Here is a 19687-nt window from a genome sequence, read left to right as displayed (position 1 = left end):
ATTCTTTGAAAAATATAATTGCAAATAAGAATTTGATAATTATTGAGTAATACTAATCATCATTTTAAAGTTTTTATTGATAAAGCCCGATTAACCAGTTCGTTCATTTTTTCTCGGTCATTTTTGTAGGGAGAAAGGTCTATTATTGCCACTCTTCTGAAATCAATTGGGTGACTTTCGCTTTGCAAAGCGATGTATCCTGATTCCAAAAGTTTTCCATCTTTTTTGACTGATGAATCTACAGGATTTACCATTCCACCTCCAATTTGGGGTTGGAAATAGCTGAAAACAGTATCTATTCCAACCAAGTGTTGAACTTCTTCAGATCCAAGGACAATGAAATTTGCCTGAACCCACTGATCACCGTGATAGGTTTTTGAATTTGAATTGATGCAGTGTGGAGTGAATAGGGTGTCAGCCAATACTACATTTGTACCTGGAGTGCAAAGATTACAAGTCGATCGCTCATCGGTTCCGTTTCCTCCTAGGAATTGACCCTCGATGGAAATAGGGAAATCCTGGCTCTTTAACATGGTCGCCGGGTCTTGAGAATGAAGCATGGCACCGCTATTTCGCCAAGCCCAACCTTCCCCTCCTGAGGCTTGATCTCCGATAAATCTGTATTCTACCTGAAGTAAATAATAGGAAAAAGGCTCTTTGTAGAAAATATGGCCAAACTGTTGATCAAATGCCTCATAACCATCATATCGAACACTAAGAAATCCATCTTCCACTCGAAAGGTGTTTGCAAAATTTTCATCCAAATCATGATTTCGGATTTTAATACGCCAATCCTTTAAATCCTTCCCATTAAAGAGTTCCTTCCATTCAACTCCAGTTTCTTTAGCAGGCTGAGCGCAGGCAATTGTTATCAAACCCAATAGGATTAGGCTTAGAGTATTTTTCATGGGGTGATTAATTTTAATTCTACTAGGATAGGGAAATGATCTGAATAAGGTACATGGATAACCTCGTATCGTACAAGTTCAAAGTGGTTTTTAGAGAACCATACGTAATCAATACGTCCTTCTTCAGAAGATGATTGATAGGTTGGGGATTCATTATCAGCAATTTTTGCTGCGTCCTGCCATTTGTCGTTAATCAACTGATATTCATTGTTCTGTGGGGAGAAATTTAAATCTCCCATCCAAATAGTTGGAGTGTTTTTACTTTCCGCAAAATCCAAAATTGATTGGACTTGGGCTGATCGATTGGCTTCAAATTGATGGCAAAGATGTGTGCCTCCCATCCAAATGGTTTGATTCCCTAGTTCGATGGAAGTCCATGCTGCTGCTCTAGGTTCGCCTCCCACAGGAATAGGTAGGGGTTGACGAAGAAATTGCATGGAGTTTTTTACAAGTAATCCTTCTCCATAACCGCCTTGGGAATAATCCATAGCTTTGGCGAAAAATCCTTTCATTCCGGTTTTTTGAGCTAATTCATCAACCAGGTTCACTTTTCTACCATACAAACTTTCTGATCTTCCAGTCATACTATCCACTTCCTGAAGAGCCACGATATCAGGATTTAACTCCTTAATGAGCTTGGCGATGGAGTCTAAATTAGTCTTGCCAGGAGCATAGGGGTTTTCTCCATGGTAAATATTATAGGTAAGAATACGAAGGCTTTGATCTTGAGCCATGAGAGAAAGAGAGAATCCAACTGTGAAAAAGAAAATTAAAAATAAGTTAATGAAATAGGGTGGTTGGTTCTTCATCTCTCTGATTAATAGCTTGCTTTTATAAATATCTGATTAAATTTTATCCATGAAAAGAATTCTTTTTGGGCTAGGCTTATTCTTAGTGATCTTTTTTGGGGCTGGTTTTTATATTTCCTCGACGATTAGTGATCGAATACAAACTGAAATCAATAAAAATCCTGATCGGTCTTATGACTTAAATTTTGAAGATATTGATGTGAGCCTTTTGAGGCAGCGTGTCCAATTAGAAAGGATTACAGTAATTCCCTTGAAACCTGACGAAGCCTCTTCGATTCAGGGAAGTTTGGAGAAAATCCTGTTAAATGACTTCCACGTTTGGGACTATTTCTCCTCAAAAGAATTAATCATTGGTGAAATCATTCTTTACAATCCAGTTTTTCAATTGACCTTGAAAGACAGGCAATCTGATGGAAAAAAAAGCTCTCAGGCATTTCAATCTTTTTTTGGAGATATCGTAAGGCGGGGTGAGATCAAAAATCTTCATTTAATTAATGGAAAAGCTGATTTGTATGATGGGGAAGAAGAAATGAGACGAATAGGAGGGTTTACCGATCTGGATATTTATGCAACTGGTATACAAACTGATAGGAGGATACTGACCCATCTTGTTCCATTTGAATTGGAGGAGATTAAAACCAGTTTGAAAAATCTTGAATTAGAACTGGGCGAAGACAAAATGCTTCGGATAGGAGAGATGAGTTTTGATCTTTTGGGACAATCAATACAAGTAGAAAATGTTTCGTTTAAATATTCCGATGACCTCATTGATGTATCAAAGCGAGTAGAGCACCAAGAAGACATTTTGAATTTTGATTTGAAAAGTTTGAGCCTTCATGAAATTGATGCGAGTAGTGATGTTTACGGACAATGGTCTGTCATAGCGAAAAAATTAACCTTGGATAGTTTGGTTTTTGTGGATTTGAGGAATAAGAATAAACCACGGCCTGTGGAATCCACTAAAAAACTTTTTGTCGGTTTAATGGGAAGTATCCCTTTTCCAGTTGATTTAGATACAGTTTTGATTAAAAACAGCCGTTTGGATTATTTGGAAATTGGAAGTGGAAAAGAAATGCCTGGTTTAATTCGGTTTGATAATTTAAATGCCCGGATTGAAGGCTTTGTAACTGTAGATTCCCTTCGAAAGCAAAGGGAAATGCGAGTTCAGCTTCAGGCGGATTTTATGGGACATACTCCTGTCAATGCAACTATTCATGTGCCATATGATAAGGAAGAATTTCGCCTGAATTTATCTCTGTCTCCTGTTGATTTAAATAAGCTGACTGAAGTAACGGAGCCTCTTGCAGGAGTAAAAATTAACTCGGGGATGCTTCACAAATTTGAACTTCAAATGGAGGCCACAGAATATTCAGCTCAAAATACCTTAACCTTTGATTATGAGGATTTTCAGATTGAGATTGGGAAAAAAGGAGAATCTGGTAATGTTAACAAATTTGCCACTTTAGCCGGTAACATGGCTTTGCGCACGAACAATTTGCCCGATGCGAAAAATTATAGAATAGCTACCTATCAATCGACTAGGAATGTTTATCGAGGTCCATTTAATTTCATTTGGGAAACAAGTAAAGAGGGCATTATGGAAATCATTCCTTCTGGTGTGACGAGGATATTTTTAAATGAAAATCAAGGGAAGAAACCAAAGACAAAATCTAAAAAGTAATAGGGCTTGGTTCTAATCTGAGGCTTATAAAATTTAAATTTGTCAAAAAAGATTAGTTTGTAATGACCCTCGTTTTTAAATTAGTTCTATGAATGATTTTTCAGAGGACAAACTAAAGATTGCCGCACAATTTATCAATCAAACTTCAGCACCGATTTTTCTGACAGGAAAAGCCGGGACAGGAAAAACTACTTTCTTACGGGAACTTGCCTCTCATACCTACAAAAACTATATCGTAGTCGCTCCAACAGGGATAGCTGCTTTGCATGCAAAAGGAGTGACAATCCATTCTCAATTTTTACTTCCCCTAGGAAGTTTTTTGCCAGTTAGAGAGCCTGAGGGCAATTTCACTGATCAATATGGGTTTTATACTCAGAGCACGCTTGCTAGGAAACACCCCTTGAATCAAATTAGAAAGAGCGTTCTACGGTCATTGGATCTTTTGGTGATAGATGAGGTGAGTATGTTGCGGTCAGATGTGCTAGATGCGATAGATTACCGAATGAAAAGTGTCAAAGGGAATTTCCGCGAACCTTTCGGAGGCGTCCAAGTCCTGTTGATAGGGGATTTGTATCAGCTCCCTCCAATTGTAAAGGATCAGGATTGGCAGATTCTTCGGAAGTTTTATCCATCAATGCATTTTTTTGAAGCAAAAGCGCTTCAGCAATCCGGGATGGTTTACTTGGAGTTGGATAAAATTTTCCGTCAGGAAGACGATGAATTTATCCAAGTGCTCAATCACCTGAGAGAGAATCAAGTCACTTCCGAGGATATTCGGCTATTGAATAGGCATTATCGGTCTGAAAAAGAAATTCAATCTATTAGCGATTGCATTACACTTACAACGCATAATTATAAGGCAAATCAGATTAATTCTCGGGAACTTCAGAATTTGTCCGGAGGATCTTCATTTTACTCAGCCGAAATTTGGGGTGATTTCCCTGAATCTTTATTTCCCATTCCTGAAAAACTGGAATTACGGGTGGGTGCCAGAATTATGTTTATCAAAAATGACAGCTCGGGAATGGGCCTGTATTTTAATGGGAAACTAGCCACGGTTACCTCCTTGGATGAGGATTCAATAAATGTCAAAATGGATGGAGAACGAGGGCAGTTTACTTTGCGAAAGGAAATCTGGGAAAATAAAAAATATGTCATCAATTCATCCACGCAGGAATTGGATGAGGAAGTGATCGGAACTTTTAGTCATTATCCAGTCAAATTAGCTTGGGCTGTGACAGTGCATAAAAGTCAGGGGTTGACATTTGATAAGGCAATCATTGATGTTGGAGAAGCTTTTGCTCCAGGGCAAGTTTATGTAGCTCTAAGTCGATTGAGAAGTTTAGACGGCTTAATTTTACGAAGTAGGGTTCAATCTGATTTATTGTTTTCTGATCGGGCGGTAGTTGATTTTTCTATTTCAGCAAAAGCTCAGAAAAGACTCAACGAATTATTAGAAATTCATCGCGAGCGATACTTACAAAAAATCACTCAAGAGACCTTTGATTTTGAGCCTTTCCTGAAAGAATTAACCCACTTTCAAAAGGATCAAGAGTCGAGTTTTGAGTTTGAGGATGAACAAATGCAGACAGCCCTTCCTTGGGTAAAGGAACAAATTCAGAGTGAATTAGTGAACTCTAGCCGTTTTCAAAATCAACTTTTGCATTTACTCTCGGCAGGAAATAAGGAAATGCTTTTAGAAAGATTACAAAAAGGCTCAGACTATTATGAAGAAAAGCTATTAGCCATATTAAAGCGTCTCATTGAACAGATGGCGATGGTTTCTCATTTTTCCAAAACCAAAAAATACTTCCAGGGCTTGGAATCGCTTGAGCAGTTTTGCTTTCAGAAAATCGGACAGATCAAAAAAATCAAACTGATTTTAGATGAGCTATTTTCTGGAAAAATCTCCTCAAAAATGGAAACTGTTGAACAAGATTTGGTTAGAATCCGAAAGAGGTTAATCGAAGATGCAAAAGTTTATGCCGATGAAAGACTTAAAGAGATTAAGTCCAAAACGGGAAAAAGGAAAGCAAGCAGCCCTAAACCAAAAAGACAAAAAGGGGATTCCCTTGAAATTACGATGGAGCTTTTCGAATCAGGGAAATCAATTCCTGAAATCGCATTGGCGCGAGGGCTTGCTGAATCAACCATCAAATCACATTTAGCAGAAGGAATTGCTTTTGGACGAATTGATTTGGAAGATTGCTTGCCTACTGAGGTGATTTTGGAGATTTTGGGTAGTTCGGAAAAAATAAAGGGGATGAAGGAATTAAGAGAGCATTTCAAAGGGAAGTACGATTACGGGACCTTGAAAATGGTTTTCGCTGGAACAAAGAATACCTAAAAAAAGGAGCCTAAAGCTCCTTTTTCTGTTTATTTGACATTTCCATAAAAACGGTCATGAAAGTGATAACGTTCTTCGACAGTTGATTTTTCCAACTTAGTTACCACATCAATATTGATGAAGCTTGGGTTACTGGAATTCTTTTTAACCTTTTCCCATTTAGGTAGGTTTTCGCCATTTGGATTTCCTGTTTTGATGAAGTTGGCGAAGTAATTCTGGAAAGTCTCAGATACGATGTAGTCATCTTTTTCCCAAGCATAATCCTTTACGATGGGAAGATTACCCATAGCATATTCAATTTCACAGGCATGAGGGGCACCAATGGCTTTGGGAGCTTCCTGTCCATTTCTTTCCATGGTTCCTCCAGCCAATCCGGGCATTAGGTTAGCGTCTCTCAAAGGGGGACGTAATTTGCTGTAGAGATAGCGATAGACAGGTTGATCCGAATTTTTTGAATGAAGGTCCAGCCATTTCCAAGTGCTATAGGCAATAAATCGGTCTGAAGCCAAATCAGTTGCTGACTGCTCCACCTCTTGCATTGTTCCATGTGGATGAAGCGCCAATACTTCTTCCCAGCTTTCTGGATATACTTCTTTCACTTTCTCAATGAAGGCTTCTTTTGTGTAAGGCTTTCCTTGCATAAAAGCCATGCCTGGAATTTCTGCTGAATTCCATCCAGCTAGGAGGGGTACTTGGGCTTGCTCACCAGCTTCAAAAATTTCAGGAAGAGTTTTAGGTAGAAAATATCCATCAATCACGACTGGAAAACCAAATCTTCCGGATTCTTGATAGATTTCATACAACTCTTGCGTAGAGAGATTTCTCAATTCAGCCAAGGAAGAAATTCCTGCCTTTTCTAAGAATTCCTTTCCGGTAGCTTCCGCCTCTTCCAATGAAACTGGAGCTAGGGTAGGGTTAATTCCTGCACCGCTTTCACCAATAGCCCCGGCAATTAGATCTCTTGAAAGGGGAGAAGCCATTTGGTAGCTGACTGAAATAGATCCTGCCGATTCCCCTGCAATGGTTACTTTTTTGGGATCACCCCCAAAGGCGGAAATATTTTCCTGAACCCACTTTAAAGCCAAGCTTTGATCCATGAGTCCGTAATTTCCGGAACCTTTGTAATCAGTTTCAGCCGATAATTCAGGATGAGCAAAGAACCCGAATAGCCCTAAGCGATAATTCACTGTCACGACTACAATGCCTTTTTGGGCCATACTTTCCCCATCATATCTAGGCTCACTTCCATCTCCAGCTACAAATCCCCCTCCATAGAAATAAACCAAAACAGGAAGTCCAGATTCATTTCTTTTTGCTGGGCTCCAGACATTTAAATAGAGACAATCTTCACTGATTCCATCTGATCTGAAACTCATATCACCAAAAATGGGAGCTTGAATAGCTCTTGGCCCAAATCCCTTTGCTTCCTTTACTCCATTCCAACTCTTCGCTGGTAAAGGAGCTTTCCAACGTAATGGACCAATAGGAGCCTGCCCATAGGGTATTCCCAAATATTTTTGTATGCCGGTTTTTGTATCGAAAATTCCTTCAATGGTACCGGCTTTGATGGTTTTTTGTACAGGAAAACCATTGCTTCCTTGGCTAAAGCTTGGAAAGTGAAGTGTCATTTGCGTAAGCACGAGGATAAACACTAGGATTGTCTTTTTCATCCTTGCTGGGTTTATTGTTTCTGTTTGAAACAATAGTAATTGCATTTTGGCTGAAATCCTATTTATTTGAGGAAATTTTCAATCTTCATGGCATTTAATACATCGGGATATCTCCCGCATATAGCATATGATTCTGTGATTTTTGGTTTTTCAGGTGAAAAGCTGAAAATTCTTTTAATTGAATACCATAAAACTGGTTGGCTAGCACTTCCCGGTGGTTTTGTCAAAGTAGATGAACCTCTTGATGAGGCCGTAAAACGAGGGCTTCGCGAACGAACCGGATTAGATCAAATCTTTTTGGAACAGTTTTACACTTTTGGTTCCTTGGAGCGAGTTCAACCTGAAATCATGAAAAAAATTCTAACTGCTCATGATAAAGATATTGCCGATGATCATTGGTTGCTGGATCGATTTATTTCGGTTGGATATTATGCTTTGATAGACTACGATAAAGTTGAACCTACGCCAGATGCCTTGTCAGATTCCATAAATTGGTATGGTGTAGATGAAATTCCTGAACTACTATTTGATCATAATTTCATCGTAAAAAAGGCTCTTGATCATCTTCGCACTCACTTGGATCAAAAGCTATTATCCGTAAATCTCCTTCCAGAACGCTTCACCATGAAGGAATTGCAGCAAGTTTATGAAGCTATTTTAGGGGAGAAGCTAAATCGAGCTAATTTTCAGCGGAAAATTCTTAGTCTTGGGATTTTGGAAAGGCATGAAAAGCTTTATTCGGGAGGCTCCCATAAAGCTCCATACCTTTACAGTTTGAAGAAGAAAGTTTAATTCTAATTCAAGGGTTGGGTCAAAACACTCAAAATAGTTTGAATTCCTTCTCGGTAGTTTCCTAGGCGAATATTTTCATTAGGGCTGTGCTGATTATTGTCAGAATTGACAGTTGGTATCGTCACTGCTGGGATATTGAGTGCATCCACAAAGGGTGAAATAGGAATACTTCCTCCTGAAATTCTGATTTGAACAGGCTCTTCACCGAAAGCCCGGTACATGGCAGACCGTAGCCATTCTCCCGCAGGCGATTCCATAGAAGTTCGGAAAGCTTGATAAGAGATTTTACTTTCCATTTTTACGATCTTGGGATATTTCATCCGCTCTTCATCGCTTGGATCATGATCCAAAATTTTGAATCCCTGCTGTTCAATGTGGTTTTGGATCAAAGTAAATAATCGCTTTGGATCTGATTCTGGGACTAATCGAATATCAATTTCAGCCATAGCTGTAGCTGGTACGATGGTACGGGCCTCAGGTCCTACCCATGCCGATTCCATTCCTCGAATATTCAGGGAAGGGTATTGAATGCTTTCTTGATAGGTATTGCCTACTTGATCGGTACGACCTATTCCCAATCGTGTTTGAATAGTTTTTTCATCATCCGGAACGGCCTCTAAAATGGCTTTTTCTTTTTCCGTAAACGCTATTCCATCATAATATCCAGGAATACTTACTCGTCCATTTTCATCCTTCATACTGGCCAAAAGTTGAGCAAGTAAGAAGGCAGGGTTCGGGGCATAATTTCCAAAATGCCCACTATGTTGGGGTAATTTAGGACCATAGGTAGTCAATGTCATCTCAGCAATTCCCCTCGCACCATAAGTTAATGTAGGTTGATTGGAAATGTGACGTGGGCCGTCCATAATTAGCATGATGTCGGCTTGAAGTTTTTCCTTGTAGTCTAAAACAGCTTGAGGAAGTCGTGGTGAGCCTTGTTCTTCCTCAAAGTCCAAGATGATTTTAATGGAATAATCTGGCTCAATGTTTTTATCAACAAGTGCATCCCAAGCAGTTAAAAACATAGCAAAAGGTCCTTTGTCATCAGAAGTAGACCTCGCAAAAATTCTCCATTCTGGGTTGTATTCAGATTGAAGTCTTTCAATATCTATCGTTTTCCATTCCCCATTTGCATCTCTTTCTTTCAAAACTGGTTTGTAAGGATCAGGCTGATCCCATTTGCTTCGGTCAACTGCTTGGCCATCAATATGAAAATAGAATAAGATGGTTTTATTTGATTTTGGATTTTCCTTTTTAGCCAATAAAATGGGAATACCTCCTGTTTCCAGTCTTTCTGAGGTCCAGTTTCTGGTTGAAAACTGTTCCTCACACCACTTGATATTTGCTTCGATCTGTTCCGGGTAAAAGGCATCATTTGGGATTTGGACAATCTCTTCAAGGAGATTTAAGCCGTGTTGCCAATGCTCATCGGTCCAAGATTTTAGAATATCTTTTGAAGGGATTGTTTGAGAAAGACCTATGGAACAGATAGGAAAAAGGAAGAGTAAAACCAGTTTTTTCATCTGATGGATAGTTATGTTCGATGGTTGAATTTTATCAAGCAAAGTTTATGAAACTCACACTTTCATGCTTTTTTCGCTTAGCTCGATTTAGTGGGTGATAATTTTTGGAAATTAGAAAAATCAAAGCTTGGTACAAAATGATTTGTTTAGATGGAGCTTGAATTCAATAAAAAATCCTGCCTCGGGAAAAGCAGGATTCTCTATTTATTCTTGTGGGATTAAATTATCCCTTTGAAGTATTCAATTGTTTTTACAAGTCCTTCTCGAAGTGGAATAGTAGGCTCCCATCCCAATTCTTTCTTTGCCAAATCAATCACCGGCTTTCTTTGCATTGGGTCATCTTGAGGTAGAGGAAGGAATATGAGTTTACTCTTGCTATCTGTAAGTTCAAGTACAAGGTTTGCCAATTCCAACATGGTGAATTCTCCTGGGTTACCGATATTCACAGGTCCGGTAAATCCATCTTTGGAATTCATTAACCTATACATCCCTTCGATTAAATCGTCTACATAGCAAAAAGACCGGGTTTGCTTTCCGTCACCATAGATTGTGATGTCTTCTCCCTTTAGAGCCTGAACAATGAAATTGCTGACTACCCGTCCATCATTTGGGTGCATTCTAGGCCCGTAGGTATTGAAAATTCGCATCACTTTGATAGGGACTCCATGTTGTCTATGGTAATCAAAAAACAAAGTTTCAGCACATCGTTTTCCTTCGTCATAGCAAGCCCTTGGACCAAGGGTATTCACATTGCCTCGATATGATTCAGGCTGTGGATGAATTTCAGGATCTCCATAAACTTCTGAGGTACTTGCTTGGAGAACCTTGATTTTTAGTCGCTTAGCCAAACCAAGCATATTCATGGCACCTATGACCGAAGTCTTGGTGGTTTGAACAGGGTCAAATTGATAATGGATAGGAGAAGCAGGACATGCTAGATTATATATTTCATCAACCTCCACAAATAGGGGGTGGGTGATGTCATGTCTTAGAAGTTCGAAGTTTTTATTGTCTAATAGATGGTGGATGTTTCTTCGATTACCTGTAAAAAAATTATCCACACAAAGTACTTCATTTCCCTCTTTGAGCAATCGCTCACAAAGGTGGCTTCCTAGGAATCCTCCACCACCACTTACTAAAATTCGTTTCATTAATCTTTTATCTTCAAAATTTCTCAGCCAAAATAAATAAATGTTTTTAAATAGATGAATAGTATTCAGGATATGTCAAAACCAATAATCACGCATTTCAAGGGTAGGGTAGGATTCCGAATGAATTCTTTTTGAAATCGCGAATAATTTTGGGCACTCATATTCCATGAAATACCTCGCTGTTTCAATTTTTCCAGAGAAAAACGCAGTATCTGCATTTTCTTTTTTGAGATTACCATGTGCTATATGTGCCTGTCTAATCCACATCCACCCTACGCAGAGGATTCCACATAATTCCAAGAAAAGGGTGGCATCAGCTAAGAATTTCTCTGGTCCCTCCTGAGCTTTTTGGAGGATGGTGGCAGCAGCATTTTGTCCTTCCTTCCAAGCTTCCTCAAATAGAGTCCGGATATCTTCAGGGCCTTCATATTTTTCTAAATCTTCTTCTATATGCTGATAGAGAACCTTCCAGCCCAGTCCATCATTTAAAAAGATTTTCCTGCCCAATAAGTCCAATCCATGGATTCCGGTCGTGCCTTCATGAATCGGGTGGATCCGTGCCTCTCGGTAATACTGTTCCACTGGAAAATCCTGGGTGTATCCAGCTCCTCCTAAGACTTGAACAGCCGCTGAAGTACTAAGAATCCCCATTTCAGAAGGATAGCTTTTAGCGATTGGAGTTAATAACTCCAATAAGGCATGCTTTTGCTTTTTGATGATAAGGTCTGCCTCATGAACAGACTCATCCATTAATTTGGAGCTGAAAAGTAAAAGCGCCAGGGAACCTTCAGCGATACTTTTTTGGAATAGTAGCATACGCTTTACATCTGCATGCTCAATTATAGGAACCTGAGGCTTGGAAAGGTCTTTTTCTGAAAGTTTTCTTCCCTGAGGTCGTTCTTTTGCATAGGCAAGCGAGGATTGAAACGCAGCTTGAGCAATTGCTACTGCATTCATCCCAACTCCAATTCTAGCCTCATTCATCATTTGAAACATATACCTGAGTCCTTGATTTTCCTCACCGACCAGGTATCCTAAAGCTCCTTTTTCCGAACCTATCATAAGATGAGCGATAGGAGCACCTTTGTATCCCATTTTGTGGTATAAACCTTCAGTGAAAACTTCATTGGGTTTATTGGTTTCGGGAATGATTTTAGGAACGACAAACAAAGAAATACCTTTGGTGCCTGCTGGAGCTCCTTCGATTCGAGCAAGCATCAAGTGAATGATGTTTTCGCAGGCATCATGGTCTCCACATGATATGTAAATTTTTTGACCTTTGATACGGAAAACTCCTGATTCGGATGTTGGATGGGCAGTTGTGGTTAAATCAGAAAGTGAACTCCCCGCATCAGGTTCTGTCAAGGCCATAGTCCCTTGCCAAGCTCCGCTATACATGGAAGGAGTGAAGCGTTGAATTAAGTCATTGCTTCCGAAAGTTCGAATGAGGTTAGCCGCTCCTGTGGTGAGAAAGGGAAAAACTGATGCTGAATAATTTGCCGCTTGTAAAATGTACCCAGCTGCCAGATGAATTGTCCAAGGTAATTGCTGTCCTCCTTCTTCGTATGGAAAGGTAGCATTGATCCAACCATCCTGCCCAAATTGCTGCACAATGGCTTTCATGCCTGGGTGAATTTTAATTTGACCGTTCTCGAGTGTAGGCTCCTGTCGGTCCATCTCTGTTAATAGTGGACGAAGGGATTTGTGGGCTATCTGATCAGCTGCATCCAAAACCAATTCAAACGTCTCCTGATTATGATCTCTGAAAAAAGGAAACCGATTGAGGTCTCCTACTCCCAAATGTTCAAAAAGTTGGAAGAAAAGGTCTTTTTTGGAATAAAATGGAGTCATTGCTACAAGGATTTATTTTCACGAATTACTTTACCCGGATTTCCACCGAATATCACGTCTGAAGGAACATCTTTAGTGACTACTGTACCTGCTGCAATAATTGCCCGATCTCCAATAGAAACTCCAGGACAGATAATACTTCCTCCTCCGATCCAAACATCTGATCCTACTTTGATCTCCTTTCCAAATTCCCATAGTTCTCCACGGGTTTTTGCATCAAGAGGATGGGTTGCTGGGTAAAACTGAACATTCGGGCCAATTAAAACCCGATCACCGAAACTAACAGGAACCACATCTAAAATCACACAATTGAAATTAAAAAAGACATTGTCCCCGCAGCTGATATTGTACCCATAATCGCAGTAGAAGGGAGGCTCTATCCACAAGTTATCACCGGTTTTACCCAATAATTCTCCAAGAATGCTTTTCCGAAATTCTTTTTCCTCAGGATCTGAATCATTGAATTTCTTCAAAAGTTTGCGAGCTTGAGTTCGCTCAGCCTCTAAAACAGGATCGCCAGCTTGATATAATTGGCCGGCGATCATTTTTTCCTTTTCAGTCATGGGATTTCATGTATAGAATAGCTTCTTCTAAACCTCTTATTTCTGCTAACCCCTTCAATCTTCCAATTGCGGAATAGCCCGGATTGGTTTTTTTTCCTAAATCATCCAGCATTTGATGACCGTGATCAGGTCGCATAGGGATTCGCTTTCCTCGTTTTTCCTGAACATTTAGCAATTCATGAACGACTGCGGCCATGGGTACATCCCCATCCAAATGATTTTCTTCCATAAAGTTGCCTTCAGCATCCCGCTTGGTACTTCTTAAGTGTATGAAATTGATATGGTCGCCGAATTCACGAACCATGGCCACGAGATCGTTATCAGGACGGACCCCATAGCTTCCGGTACAAAAACAAAGTCCATTGTGGGGACTTGGGTTATCTTGGATAATTCTCCTAGCATCCGTAGCTGTTGATACGATTCTAGGAAGGCCGTAAAGCGAAAATGGAGGGTCATCAGGATGAATAGTTAGGAAGACTCCGACTTCTTCGGCCACTGGAATTATTGCATCCAAAAATAGCCGTAAATGTTCCTGAAGTCTTTTTTCGTCAATCCCATCATAGGTTTTGAGCATCTCTCGGAATTCATCCAATGTGTATCCAATCTCCGAACCTGGAAGACCTTTCAAAATATTATCGATGATTAATTGCTTTTTCTCAGGAGTCAATGCATCGTAATAGGTTCTCAGTTCTTGAATTTCTTCTTGGCTATATTCTTTAAATGCTTCGGGTCTTTCTAGGATGAAAAGGTCGAAAGCTTCAACGGCTTTCTTTTCGTAGTAAAGTGCTTTGGCTCCATTTGGAAGTTCTTTGTACAATTCTGTACGAGTCCAGTCCAAAATCGGCATGAAATTATAGCAAACCGTGAAAATCCCTTCAGAAGCTAAATTCCGGATGGTTTGTTGGTAATTTTCAATCAATTGGGCATAGTTTCCAGAACGGGTTTTTATCTGTTCATGGACTGGAACAGACTCTACTACCGACCAAGTCAGGCCAGCATCTTCGATGAGTCTTTTTCGTTTTTTTATTTCTTCAACTGACCAAACTTCTCCATTTGGGATGTGGTGAAGGGCGGTAACTACGCCGGTAGCTCCTGATTGGCGGATATCCCGAAGGCTGACCGGATCATTCGGCCCGTACCAGCGCATGGTTTGTTCCATTCTTGGTGTCATAGGTTTTTCTTTTTTTAGGCAAATGATTAAACGCCGGAATAAGCACTAAAACCCCCATCCACTTCCACAATTGTCCCGGTGACAAATGCCGAAGCATCTGAGCAAAGCCATTGAACGGCACCCAATAAGTCTTCAGGATTCCCAAAGCGATTCATGGGAGTATGGGTAATGATTTGATTTCCTCGAGTCGTCAAAGATCCATCCGTCTCAGTAAGCAAGGCTCTATTTTGTTCGGTTAGGAAAAAGCCCGGTGCTAATGCATTCACTCGAAATGCAGGGCCGTGCTTAGTGGCAAGTTCTACTGCAAGCCACTTGGTGAAATTATCGATAGCAGCTTTGGCAGAGGCATAGCCCATTACTCGCGTCATGGGGCGAGAAGCTGCCATGGAACTAATATTTAGAATATTTCCACTTTGATTTTTTAGCATCAAAGGAAGAAAAGCTTTCACTGGCAAGACCGATCCGAGATAATTTAAATCTATGACATCCTTCAGGGCAGAAAGATCTAAATCCAGAAAATCTTGATCCGGTCGAATTACCGCTCCTGGCATATTTCCTCCTGCTCCATTAATTAGTACATCGATAGATTCATGGTCTGCCTCAATTTGACAGGCAGCATGGGAGACACTTTCCCAATCAGTTACATCGCAAATATATCCAGAAGCTTTCCCTCCGGAATTCTGAATGTCTTCAATCAGTTGTTGGATTTTGGAAGCATTTCTTCCCAGAATTACCAATTCGGCTCCTTCTGCTGCTAAATGTAGGCTGATGGCTTTTCCCAAGACTCCAGTCGCACCTGAAAATGCAATCCGCTTGTTTGATAGGTCAAATAGGTTAGAACTCATGGTTAAACTTGGAAATTATCAGGTGAAAAGTCAAAGTAATTTTTTGCATTGAAGTAGCAGATATCTGATACAATTTTGCCTAGCCATTTTTCATCAGCTGGTAAAAGGCCCTTTTCTACATCCGCTCCGATTAGGTTGCACAAGATTCTACGGAAATATTCATGTCTTGGAAATGAAAGGAAGCTTCGAGAATCAGTCAACATGCCAATAAAGCAGGATAAAAGGCTCATATTGGATAGGGCATTGAGTTGCTTTTCCATCCCATCAATTTGATCCAAATACCACCATCCTGAACCAAACTGGAGTTTTCCTTTCACACTTCCATCATTGAAATTTCCTACCATCGTCGCAAAAACCTCGTTGTCTCTTGGGTTTAAATTGTAAAGGATGGTTTTGCATAATTGGTCACTTTGATCGAGGGAATTTAAAAAACCAGCTAAAGCCCTCGCTTGGTCAAAATCCCCAATGGAATCATACCCCGTATCCGGTCCAAGCTCAGTAAGTTTACGAGTATTGGTATTTCGAATGGCTCCCAAGTGAAACTGCTGAACCCACCCTCTAGCATGGTATTCTCTGCAAAGGGCTTGAAGGATTTTAAACTTGAAAAATTGAATTTCTTGGGTATTTAAATTTTTATTGGAATGAACTCTTTTGAATAACTCTTCGATATTAAATTCCTCTTTTTCAAAGAAATACAATTGCTCCAAACCATGGTCAGCCAGCCTGCATCCTGATTGATGAAAATATTCGATTCGCTTTTTAAGAGCTTCCAAAAGGTCATCGTAGGTTTTTATTGAAATGTTGGAAGTCTGCTCTAATCTTGAAAGATACTGGTTATAGCTTTCTGGATTTTCTACAGCAAAGGCCTTATCCGGTCGAAATGCCGGAAACATAAGTAGTTCTGAATTTTCTTGATGGAATTTTAGATGATCTTCTAATGAGTCTATGGGATCATCCGTGGTGCATACCACTTCCACTTTCATTTTTTTCAATAATCCACATGTTCGGTATTCTTCCTTGGTTAAATTATGATTACAAGCTTCATAAACAGCCGTGGCAGATTTCTCGGAGAGATATTCTTCAATCCCGAAGTATCGCTGTAATTCTAAATGAGTCCAATGGAAAAGCGGATTTCGAACAGTGTATGGAACAGTGAAAGCCCATTTCTCGAATTTTTCCTTATCAGATGCTTTTCCAGTGATATATTTTTCAGAAACTCCCAAGGTTCGCATGGCTCTCCACTTGTAATGATCTCCTGCTAGCCAAGCCTGAGAAATAGTTTCAAATTGTCGGTTGGAGCGAATCTCATGTGGAGGGAGATGGTTGTGGTAATCTATGATGGGAAGATCTTTCGCATAATCATGATAGAGTATTTTGGCAAACTCTGATTGAAGCAAAAAATCCTCTGTAATAAATGATTTTTGGGATGAGGTTTGACTCATAAGTAGATGCTTTTTGAGGTATCAGCTCATAGTTATTTCTGACTCAATAATATCTTGTTGGACTCAAAAAAGGCCGTTTTCTTATGTGAATACGGCCTCTTTAAGATTTAGACTTTCGGAGGTTCCCAACCTTTTTCATATTCTCTGGACCAAAGTTCCATTGCTTTTTTGGAATTGGTAATGCGACCGCTTGAACTATCGCAGGCAAGGGTTTCGCCTGTGCGATAAGAAATATTGGCAAGGTGACAGAGCAAAGTACTAATGGCTCCCTCTTCAATGTTGGAGTTTTGTTTTTCTGTTCCTCTAACCGCATTGAAGAAATTTACCACATGGCGGGTACTCATGTCTCCGCCACCGCCCAAAGCAGTACCGGCTTCATTTCCAGCTGAAGAGCTGTCTTTGATGAGTTTTCCGCTTCGATCATAGTGTTTATATCCGTTTCGATTTACAAAAACACTACCCTCAGAACCAAAGATGATAGTCCCTCGATCGGCTCCATAGGTGTTGTAATTGTTTCGGCTTTTGCCATCCCAAACAATGGTTGATCCATTAGAAAATTTGAAAGTGGCCTCCATCGTATCATACATGGTCCATCCATCATCGACGAAATGATATTTTCCTGCATCAACCATTACATGGCTTGGATAAGTAACTCCCAAGGCCCAACGGGCTACATCTAATTCATGGGTAGCATTATTGCCCGTTTCCGCAGTGCCATAATCCCATCCATACCAATGCCAATTGTAGTCCCATGTATCGTGCATGTAGGGTTTTCGGGGAGCAGGTCCCTGGAAAAGCTCCCAGTCCAATCCTTCTGGAATAGGGGCAGGAGATGGATTTATAACTCTTCCTCTAGCATTGCTGTAAAAGGCAACTGCTTTATAGGTCTTGCCAATAGCTCCATCATGGATGGCTTTGATGATTTCGCGGCTTTCAGGTGCGGATCGTTGTTGGTTTCCCATTTGAACAACCTTCCCATATTTTTTCTGAAGCGCAATCAAAAGCTCTCCTTCTCGGGGATTGTGAGAACAAGGCTTTTCTACATAGACATGCTTTCCATGGTCCAAAGCAAGCCAGGTTCCTGGAGCATGCCAATGGTCTGGAGTAGCATTAATTAATATGTCTAAGTCATTGTCTTCTAATACTTTGAGTATACTTTTTTCAAGCTTAGGTTGATAGTCGATATGATTAGAAAAGTTTTCTGCAGCTCGAGTCAATTGCTTGTCCATGACATCACATAAATAGAGAAGTTGGACATTACTAGATTTCAAACCAATAGGCTCATAAAAAGCTCCTAATCTTCTTCCCAACCCGGCAATAGCTACATTCAGTCTGTCATTTGCACCGAGGATTCTTCCATAAGATTTGGCTGAAAAACCGATTGCACCTAATGCGGATACTCCGATTCCTGCTGCTGTACTTTTCTTGATAAAGGTTCTTCTGGATTGCTTGCTCATGATTTGCCAGGTTAGTTTAGGGTTTTGATTTTGATGTTTTTGAAGCTGACTTGATCCCCATGATCTTGGAGAAGAATATGTCCCTCAGGTGCCTCGCCGAAGTTTTCCCAAATCTTGTATTTTGAGATGGCTACCAAGTCCCGGAACTCTTGAGAGCCTCTGACATATTCGAGGACTTTTACTCCGTTTAAATAATGCTCCACTTTATTGTCCGGATATACTACAATTCTTCCTTTATTCCATTCTCCTGGTTTTTTGACAAATCGACTTTGCTTTTGTGCCGTGATAAGATCATATAAGGAAGCAAGGGTTCGGTTACCTTCTCTTCCCATTTTTGCATCAGGATGTCTTTCATCATCCAAAATTTGATATTCCAAGCCAATAGCAGATCCGGAATTATTTTCACTTAATGTGACAAAATACTTCACACCACTATTAGCACCTTCTGAAAGGTTGAATTCAAAAGCTAAATCAAATGCGCTGAATTTCTCTTTTGTCACAATATCACCCGCAAAAGTTGATTCTTCGCCTCCGGAAGAGGCTATGGATAAAATGCCATCGGTGACGCTCCAGCCAAAATCAGGAAAGGAGTCTTTGTAAGCACCAACCCAGCCTTCAGAGTCTTTTCCATTGAATAACAATCTCCACCCGTGGGCTATCTCGTAATCTATCAATTCATTCTTTCGATTATTGACTACGAAAATGTCTTGGTTGAATGGTTTTGGATCCAGGTTTTCGGTTTTGATTCGAATGTTTCTGAAATAAGTTTTTCTCCCAGCATCTTCTGGGTTTTGTATGCTATGTACTTGCAGTCCGATGAAGCCTTTTGGGTCCATATCATCCACGACATAGGCGACTTCCTGACCATTTACCCAGGTTTTGATTTCATCCCCAATTACCTCAATTCGGTACTTATTGTATTCTCCAAGTTTGAATGCTGACTTTGCTTTTGGATTTAAATCCAAAGGATATAGCCAACCCCGGCGAGCCTCATCATAAACTCCACCTGACCAAGCGCGATCGGTTGGGTCGGCTTCTATCTGGTATCCATAAACCAAGCCCTTTCCATCTCTAGTAGCAGGATCGAATTGTCCTCTAGCCATAATGCCTGAGTTGGATGAAATATGCTCAACTTTCAGTTCAAGTTCTAAGATGAAGTCTCCAAAAGCCTCTTCAGAAATCAGGAAGGTATTAGGAGAACCTTCTACAGCGGTTCCGATGATTTCTCCATTTTCTACTGAAAAGGTGGCGTCTCCTGCTACCGCCTTCCAACCAGAAAGGTCCTTTCCATTGAATAATTGTCTCCATCCATCGGACTGATCTTCTTTAGGTCCTTGGCATGACACAAGAATTATCAGGGTTAAAAATAAGGAGACAAGAAATCGCATCCGTATCATAAGGTGTAGGTTTTTTAGGGTTTGTTAAAGGGAATAATCTAGGTGGTACTTGCCGATAAAGACCTTCTCAAGATAAGGAA

Annotated in this window: 15 protein-coding genes; 3 read left to right on the top strand and 12 right to left on the bottom strand. The window is 40.2% G+C overall.

Annotated features, from left to right (window positions below; all coding sequences use genetic code 11):
* Positions 1–59: 59 nt before the first annotated feature.
* Complete coding sequence (locus tag E4S40_RS16070) at positions 60–908, bottom strand: 3-keto-disaccharide hydrolase (RefSeq protein ID WP_135076618.1); 849 nt, start codon at positions 906–908, stop codon at positions 60–62.
* Entirely contained in the window at positions 905–1717 is an 813-nt protein-coding gene (locus tag E4S40_RS16065) for an endonuclease/exonuclease/phosphatase family protein (protein ID WP_135076615.1), read from the bottom strand. The genes E4S40_RS16070 and E4S40_RS16065 overlap by 4 nt, the downstream gene beginning before the upstream one ends.
* Positions 1718–1766: 49 nt before the next feature.
* Between E4S40_RS16065 and E4S40_RS16060 the strand changes: the two genes are divergently transcribed.
* A complete protein-coding gene (locus E4S40_RS16060) occupies positions 1767–3398 on the top strand; it encodes an AsmA family protein (protein WP_135076612.1) in 1632 nt (543 codons plus the stop codon).
* A gap of 88 nt (positions 3399–3486) precedes the next feature.
* Positions 3487–5745 carry a helix-turn-helix domain-containing protein gene (locus tag E4S40_RS16055; RefSeq protein ID WP_135076609.1) on the top strand — a complete coding sequence of 753 codons (2259 nt, stop codon included), beginning with the start codon at positions 3487–3489 and terminating at the stop codon, positions 5743–5745.
* Between the two features lie 29 nt (positions 5746–5774).
* On the opposite strand, the gene E4S40_RS16050 is transcribed toward E4S40_RS16055, so the two are convergent.
* Positions 5775–7415 carry a carboxylesterase/lipase family protein gene (locus tag E4S40_RS16050; protein WP_135076606.1) on the bottom strand — a complete coding sequence of 547 codons (1641 nt, stop codon included), beginning with the start codon at positions 7413–7415 and terminating at the stop codon, positions 5775–5777.
* Positions 7416–7502: 87 nt separating this feature from the next.
* On the opposite strand from E4S40_RS16050, the gene E4S40_RS16045 reads away from it, so the two are divergent.
* Positions 7503–8207, top strand: coding sequence for an NUDIX hydrolase (locus tag E4S40_RS16045; protein ID WP_135076603.1), 705 nt, complete (start codon positions 7503–7505; stop codon positions 8205–8207).
* A 2-nt stretch (positions 8208–8209) separates the two neighbouring features.
* Here the strand turns inward: E4S40_RS16045 and E4S40_RS16040 are convergent, their stop codons facing one another.
* From E4S40_RS16040 to E4S40_RS16000, 9 genes are all read right to left on the bottom strand, one after another.
* Positions 8210–9730 carry a M20/M25/M40 family metallo-hydrolase gene (locus E4S40_RS16040; RefSeq protein WP_135076600.1) on the bottom strand — a complete coding sequence of 507 codons (1521 nt, stop codon included), beginning with the start codon at positions 9728–9730 and terminating at the stop codon, positions 8210–8212.
* A gap of 218 nt (positions 9731–9948) precedes the next feature.
* On the bottom strand, positions 9949–10881 hold the full coding sequence (locus tag E4S40_RS16035) for a UDP-glucuronic acid decarboxylase family protein (protein ID WP_135076597.1): 933 nt from the start codon (positions 10879–10881) through the stop codon (positions 9949–9951).
* A 75-nt stretch (positions 10882–10956) separates the two neighbouring features.
* Entirely contained in the window at positions 10957–12732 is a 1776-nt protein-coding gene (locus E4S40_RS16030) for an acyl-CoA dehydrogenase (protein WP_135076594.1), read from the bottom strand.
* 2 nt (positions 12733–12734) lie between these two features.
* Complete coding sequence (locus E4S40_RS16025) at positions 12735–13295, bottom strand: sugar O-acetyltransferase (protein WP_135076591.1); 561 nt, start codon at positions 13293–13295, stop codon at positions 12735–12737.
* On the bottom strand, positions 13288–14466 hold the full coding sequence (gene uxuA, locus E4S40_RS16020) for a mannonate dehydratase (RefSeq protein WP_135076588.1): 1179 nt from the start codon (positions 14464–14466) through the stop codon (positions 13288–13290). Before uxuA ends, E4S40_RS16025 begins: the two co-directional genes overlap by 8 nt.
* 26 nt (positions 14467–14492) lie before the next feature.
* Complete coding sequence (locus E4S40_RS16015) at positions 14493–15311, bottom strand: SDR family oxidoreductase (RefSeq protein WP_135076585.1); 819 nt, start codon at positions 15309–15311, stop codon at positions 14493–14495.
* A 2-nt stretch (positions 15312–15313) separates the two neighbouring features.
* Positions 15314–16753 carry a glucuronate isomerase gene (gene uxaC / locus E4S40_RS16010; protein WP_135076582.1) on the bottom strand — a complete coding sequence of 480 codons (1440 nt, stop codon included), beginning with the start codon at positions 16751–16753 and terminating at the stop codon, positions 15314–15316.
* Between the two features lie 107 nt (positions 16754–16860).
* Positions 16861–18210: a Gfo/Idh/MocA family protein gene (locus E4S40_RS16005; protein ID WP_135076579.1), complete on the bottom strand. Its 1350-nt coding sequence runs from the start codon at positions 18208–18210 to the stop codon at positions 16861–16863.
* A gap of 11 nt (positions 18211–18221) precedes the next feature.
* A complete protein-coding gene (locus E4S40_RS16000) occupies positions 18222–19607 on the bottom strand; it encodes a 3-keto-disaccharide hydrolase (RefSeq protein ID WP_394345429.1) in 1386 nt (461 codons plus the stop codon).
* Between the last annotated feature and the right edge of the window lie 80 nt (positions 19608–19687).

The organism is Algoriphagus kandeliae, assembly GCF_004571135.1.
Classification (GTDB): domain Bacteria; phylum Bacteroidota; class Bacteroidia; order Cytophagales; family Cyclobacteriaceae; genus Algoriphagus; species Algoriphagus kandeliae.
This window is presented reverse-complemented; position numbering and strand designations above follow the sequence as displayed.

Bases quoted from the DNA above. Each gene is read 5' to 3' on its own strand.
- E4S40_RS16070 (WP_135076618.1), bottom strand. From the start codon at position 908: ATGAAAAATACTCTAAGCCTAATCCTATTGGGTTTGATAACAATTGCC.
- E4S40_RS16065 (WP_135076615.1), bottom strand. From the start codon at position 1,717: ATGAAGAACCAACCACCCTATTTCATTAACTTATTTTTAATTTTCTTT.
- E4S40_RS16060 (WP_135076612.1), top strand. From the start codon at position 1,767: ATGAAAAGAATTCTTTTTGGGCTAGGCTTATTCTTAGTGATCTTTTTT.
- E4S40_RS16055 (WP_135076609.1), top strand. From the start codon at position 3,487: ATGAATGATTTTTCAGAGGACAAACTAAAGATTGCCGCACAATTTATC.
- E4S40_RS16050 (WP_135076606.1), bottom strand. From the start codon at position 7,415: ATGAAAAAGACAATCCTAGTGTTTATCCTCGTGCTTACGCAAATGACA.
- E4S40_RS16045 (WP_135076603.1), top strand. From the start codon at position 7,503: ATGGCATTTAATACATCGGGATATCTCCCGCATATAGCATATGATTCT.
- E4S40_RS16040 (WP_135076600.1), bottom strand. From the start codon at position 9,730: ATGAAAAAACTGGTTTTACTCTTCCTTTTTCCTATCTGTTCCATAGGT.
- E4S40_RS16035 (WP_135076597.1), bottom strand. From the start codon at position 10,881: ATGAAACGAATTTTAGTAAGTGGTGGTGGAGGATTCCTAGGAAGCCAC.
- E4S40_RS16030 (WP_135076594.1), bottom strand. From the start codon at position 12,732: ATGACTCCATTTTATTCCAAAAAAGACCTTTTCTTCCAACTTTTTGAA.
- E4S40_RS16025 (WP_135076591.1), bottom strand. From the start codon at position 13,295: ATGACTGAAAAGGAAAAAATGATCGCCGGCCAATTATATCAAGCTGGC.
- uxuA (WP_135076588.1), bottom strand. From the start codon at position 14,466: ATGACACCAAGAATGGAACAAACCATGCGCTGGTACGGGCCGAATGAT.
- E4S40_RS16015 (WP_135076585.1), bottom strand. From the start codon at position 15,311: ATGAGTTCTAACCTATTTGACCTATCAAACAAGCGGATTGCATTTTCA.
- uxaC (WP_135076582.1), bottom strand. From the start codon at position 16,753: ATGAGTCAAACCTCATCCCAAAAATCATTTATTACAGAGGATTTTTTG.
- E4S40_RS16005 (WP_135076579.1), bottom strand. From the start codon at position 18,210: ATGAGCAAGCAATCCAGAAGAACCTTTATCAAGAAAAGTACAGCAGCA.
- E4S40_RS16000 (WP_394345429.1), bottom strand. From the start codon at position 19,607: ATGATACGGATGCGATTTCTTGTCTCCTTATTTTTAACCCTGATAATT.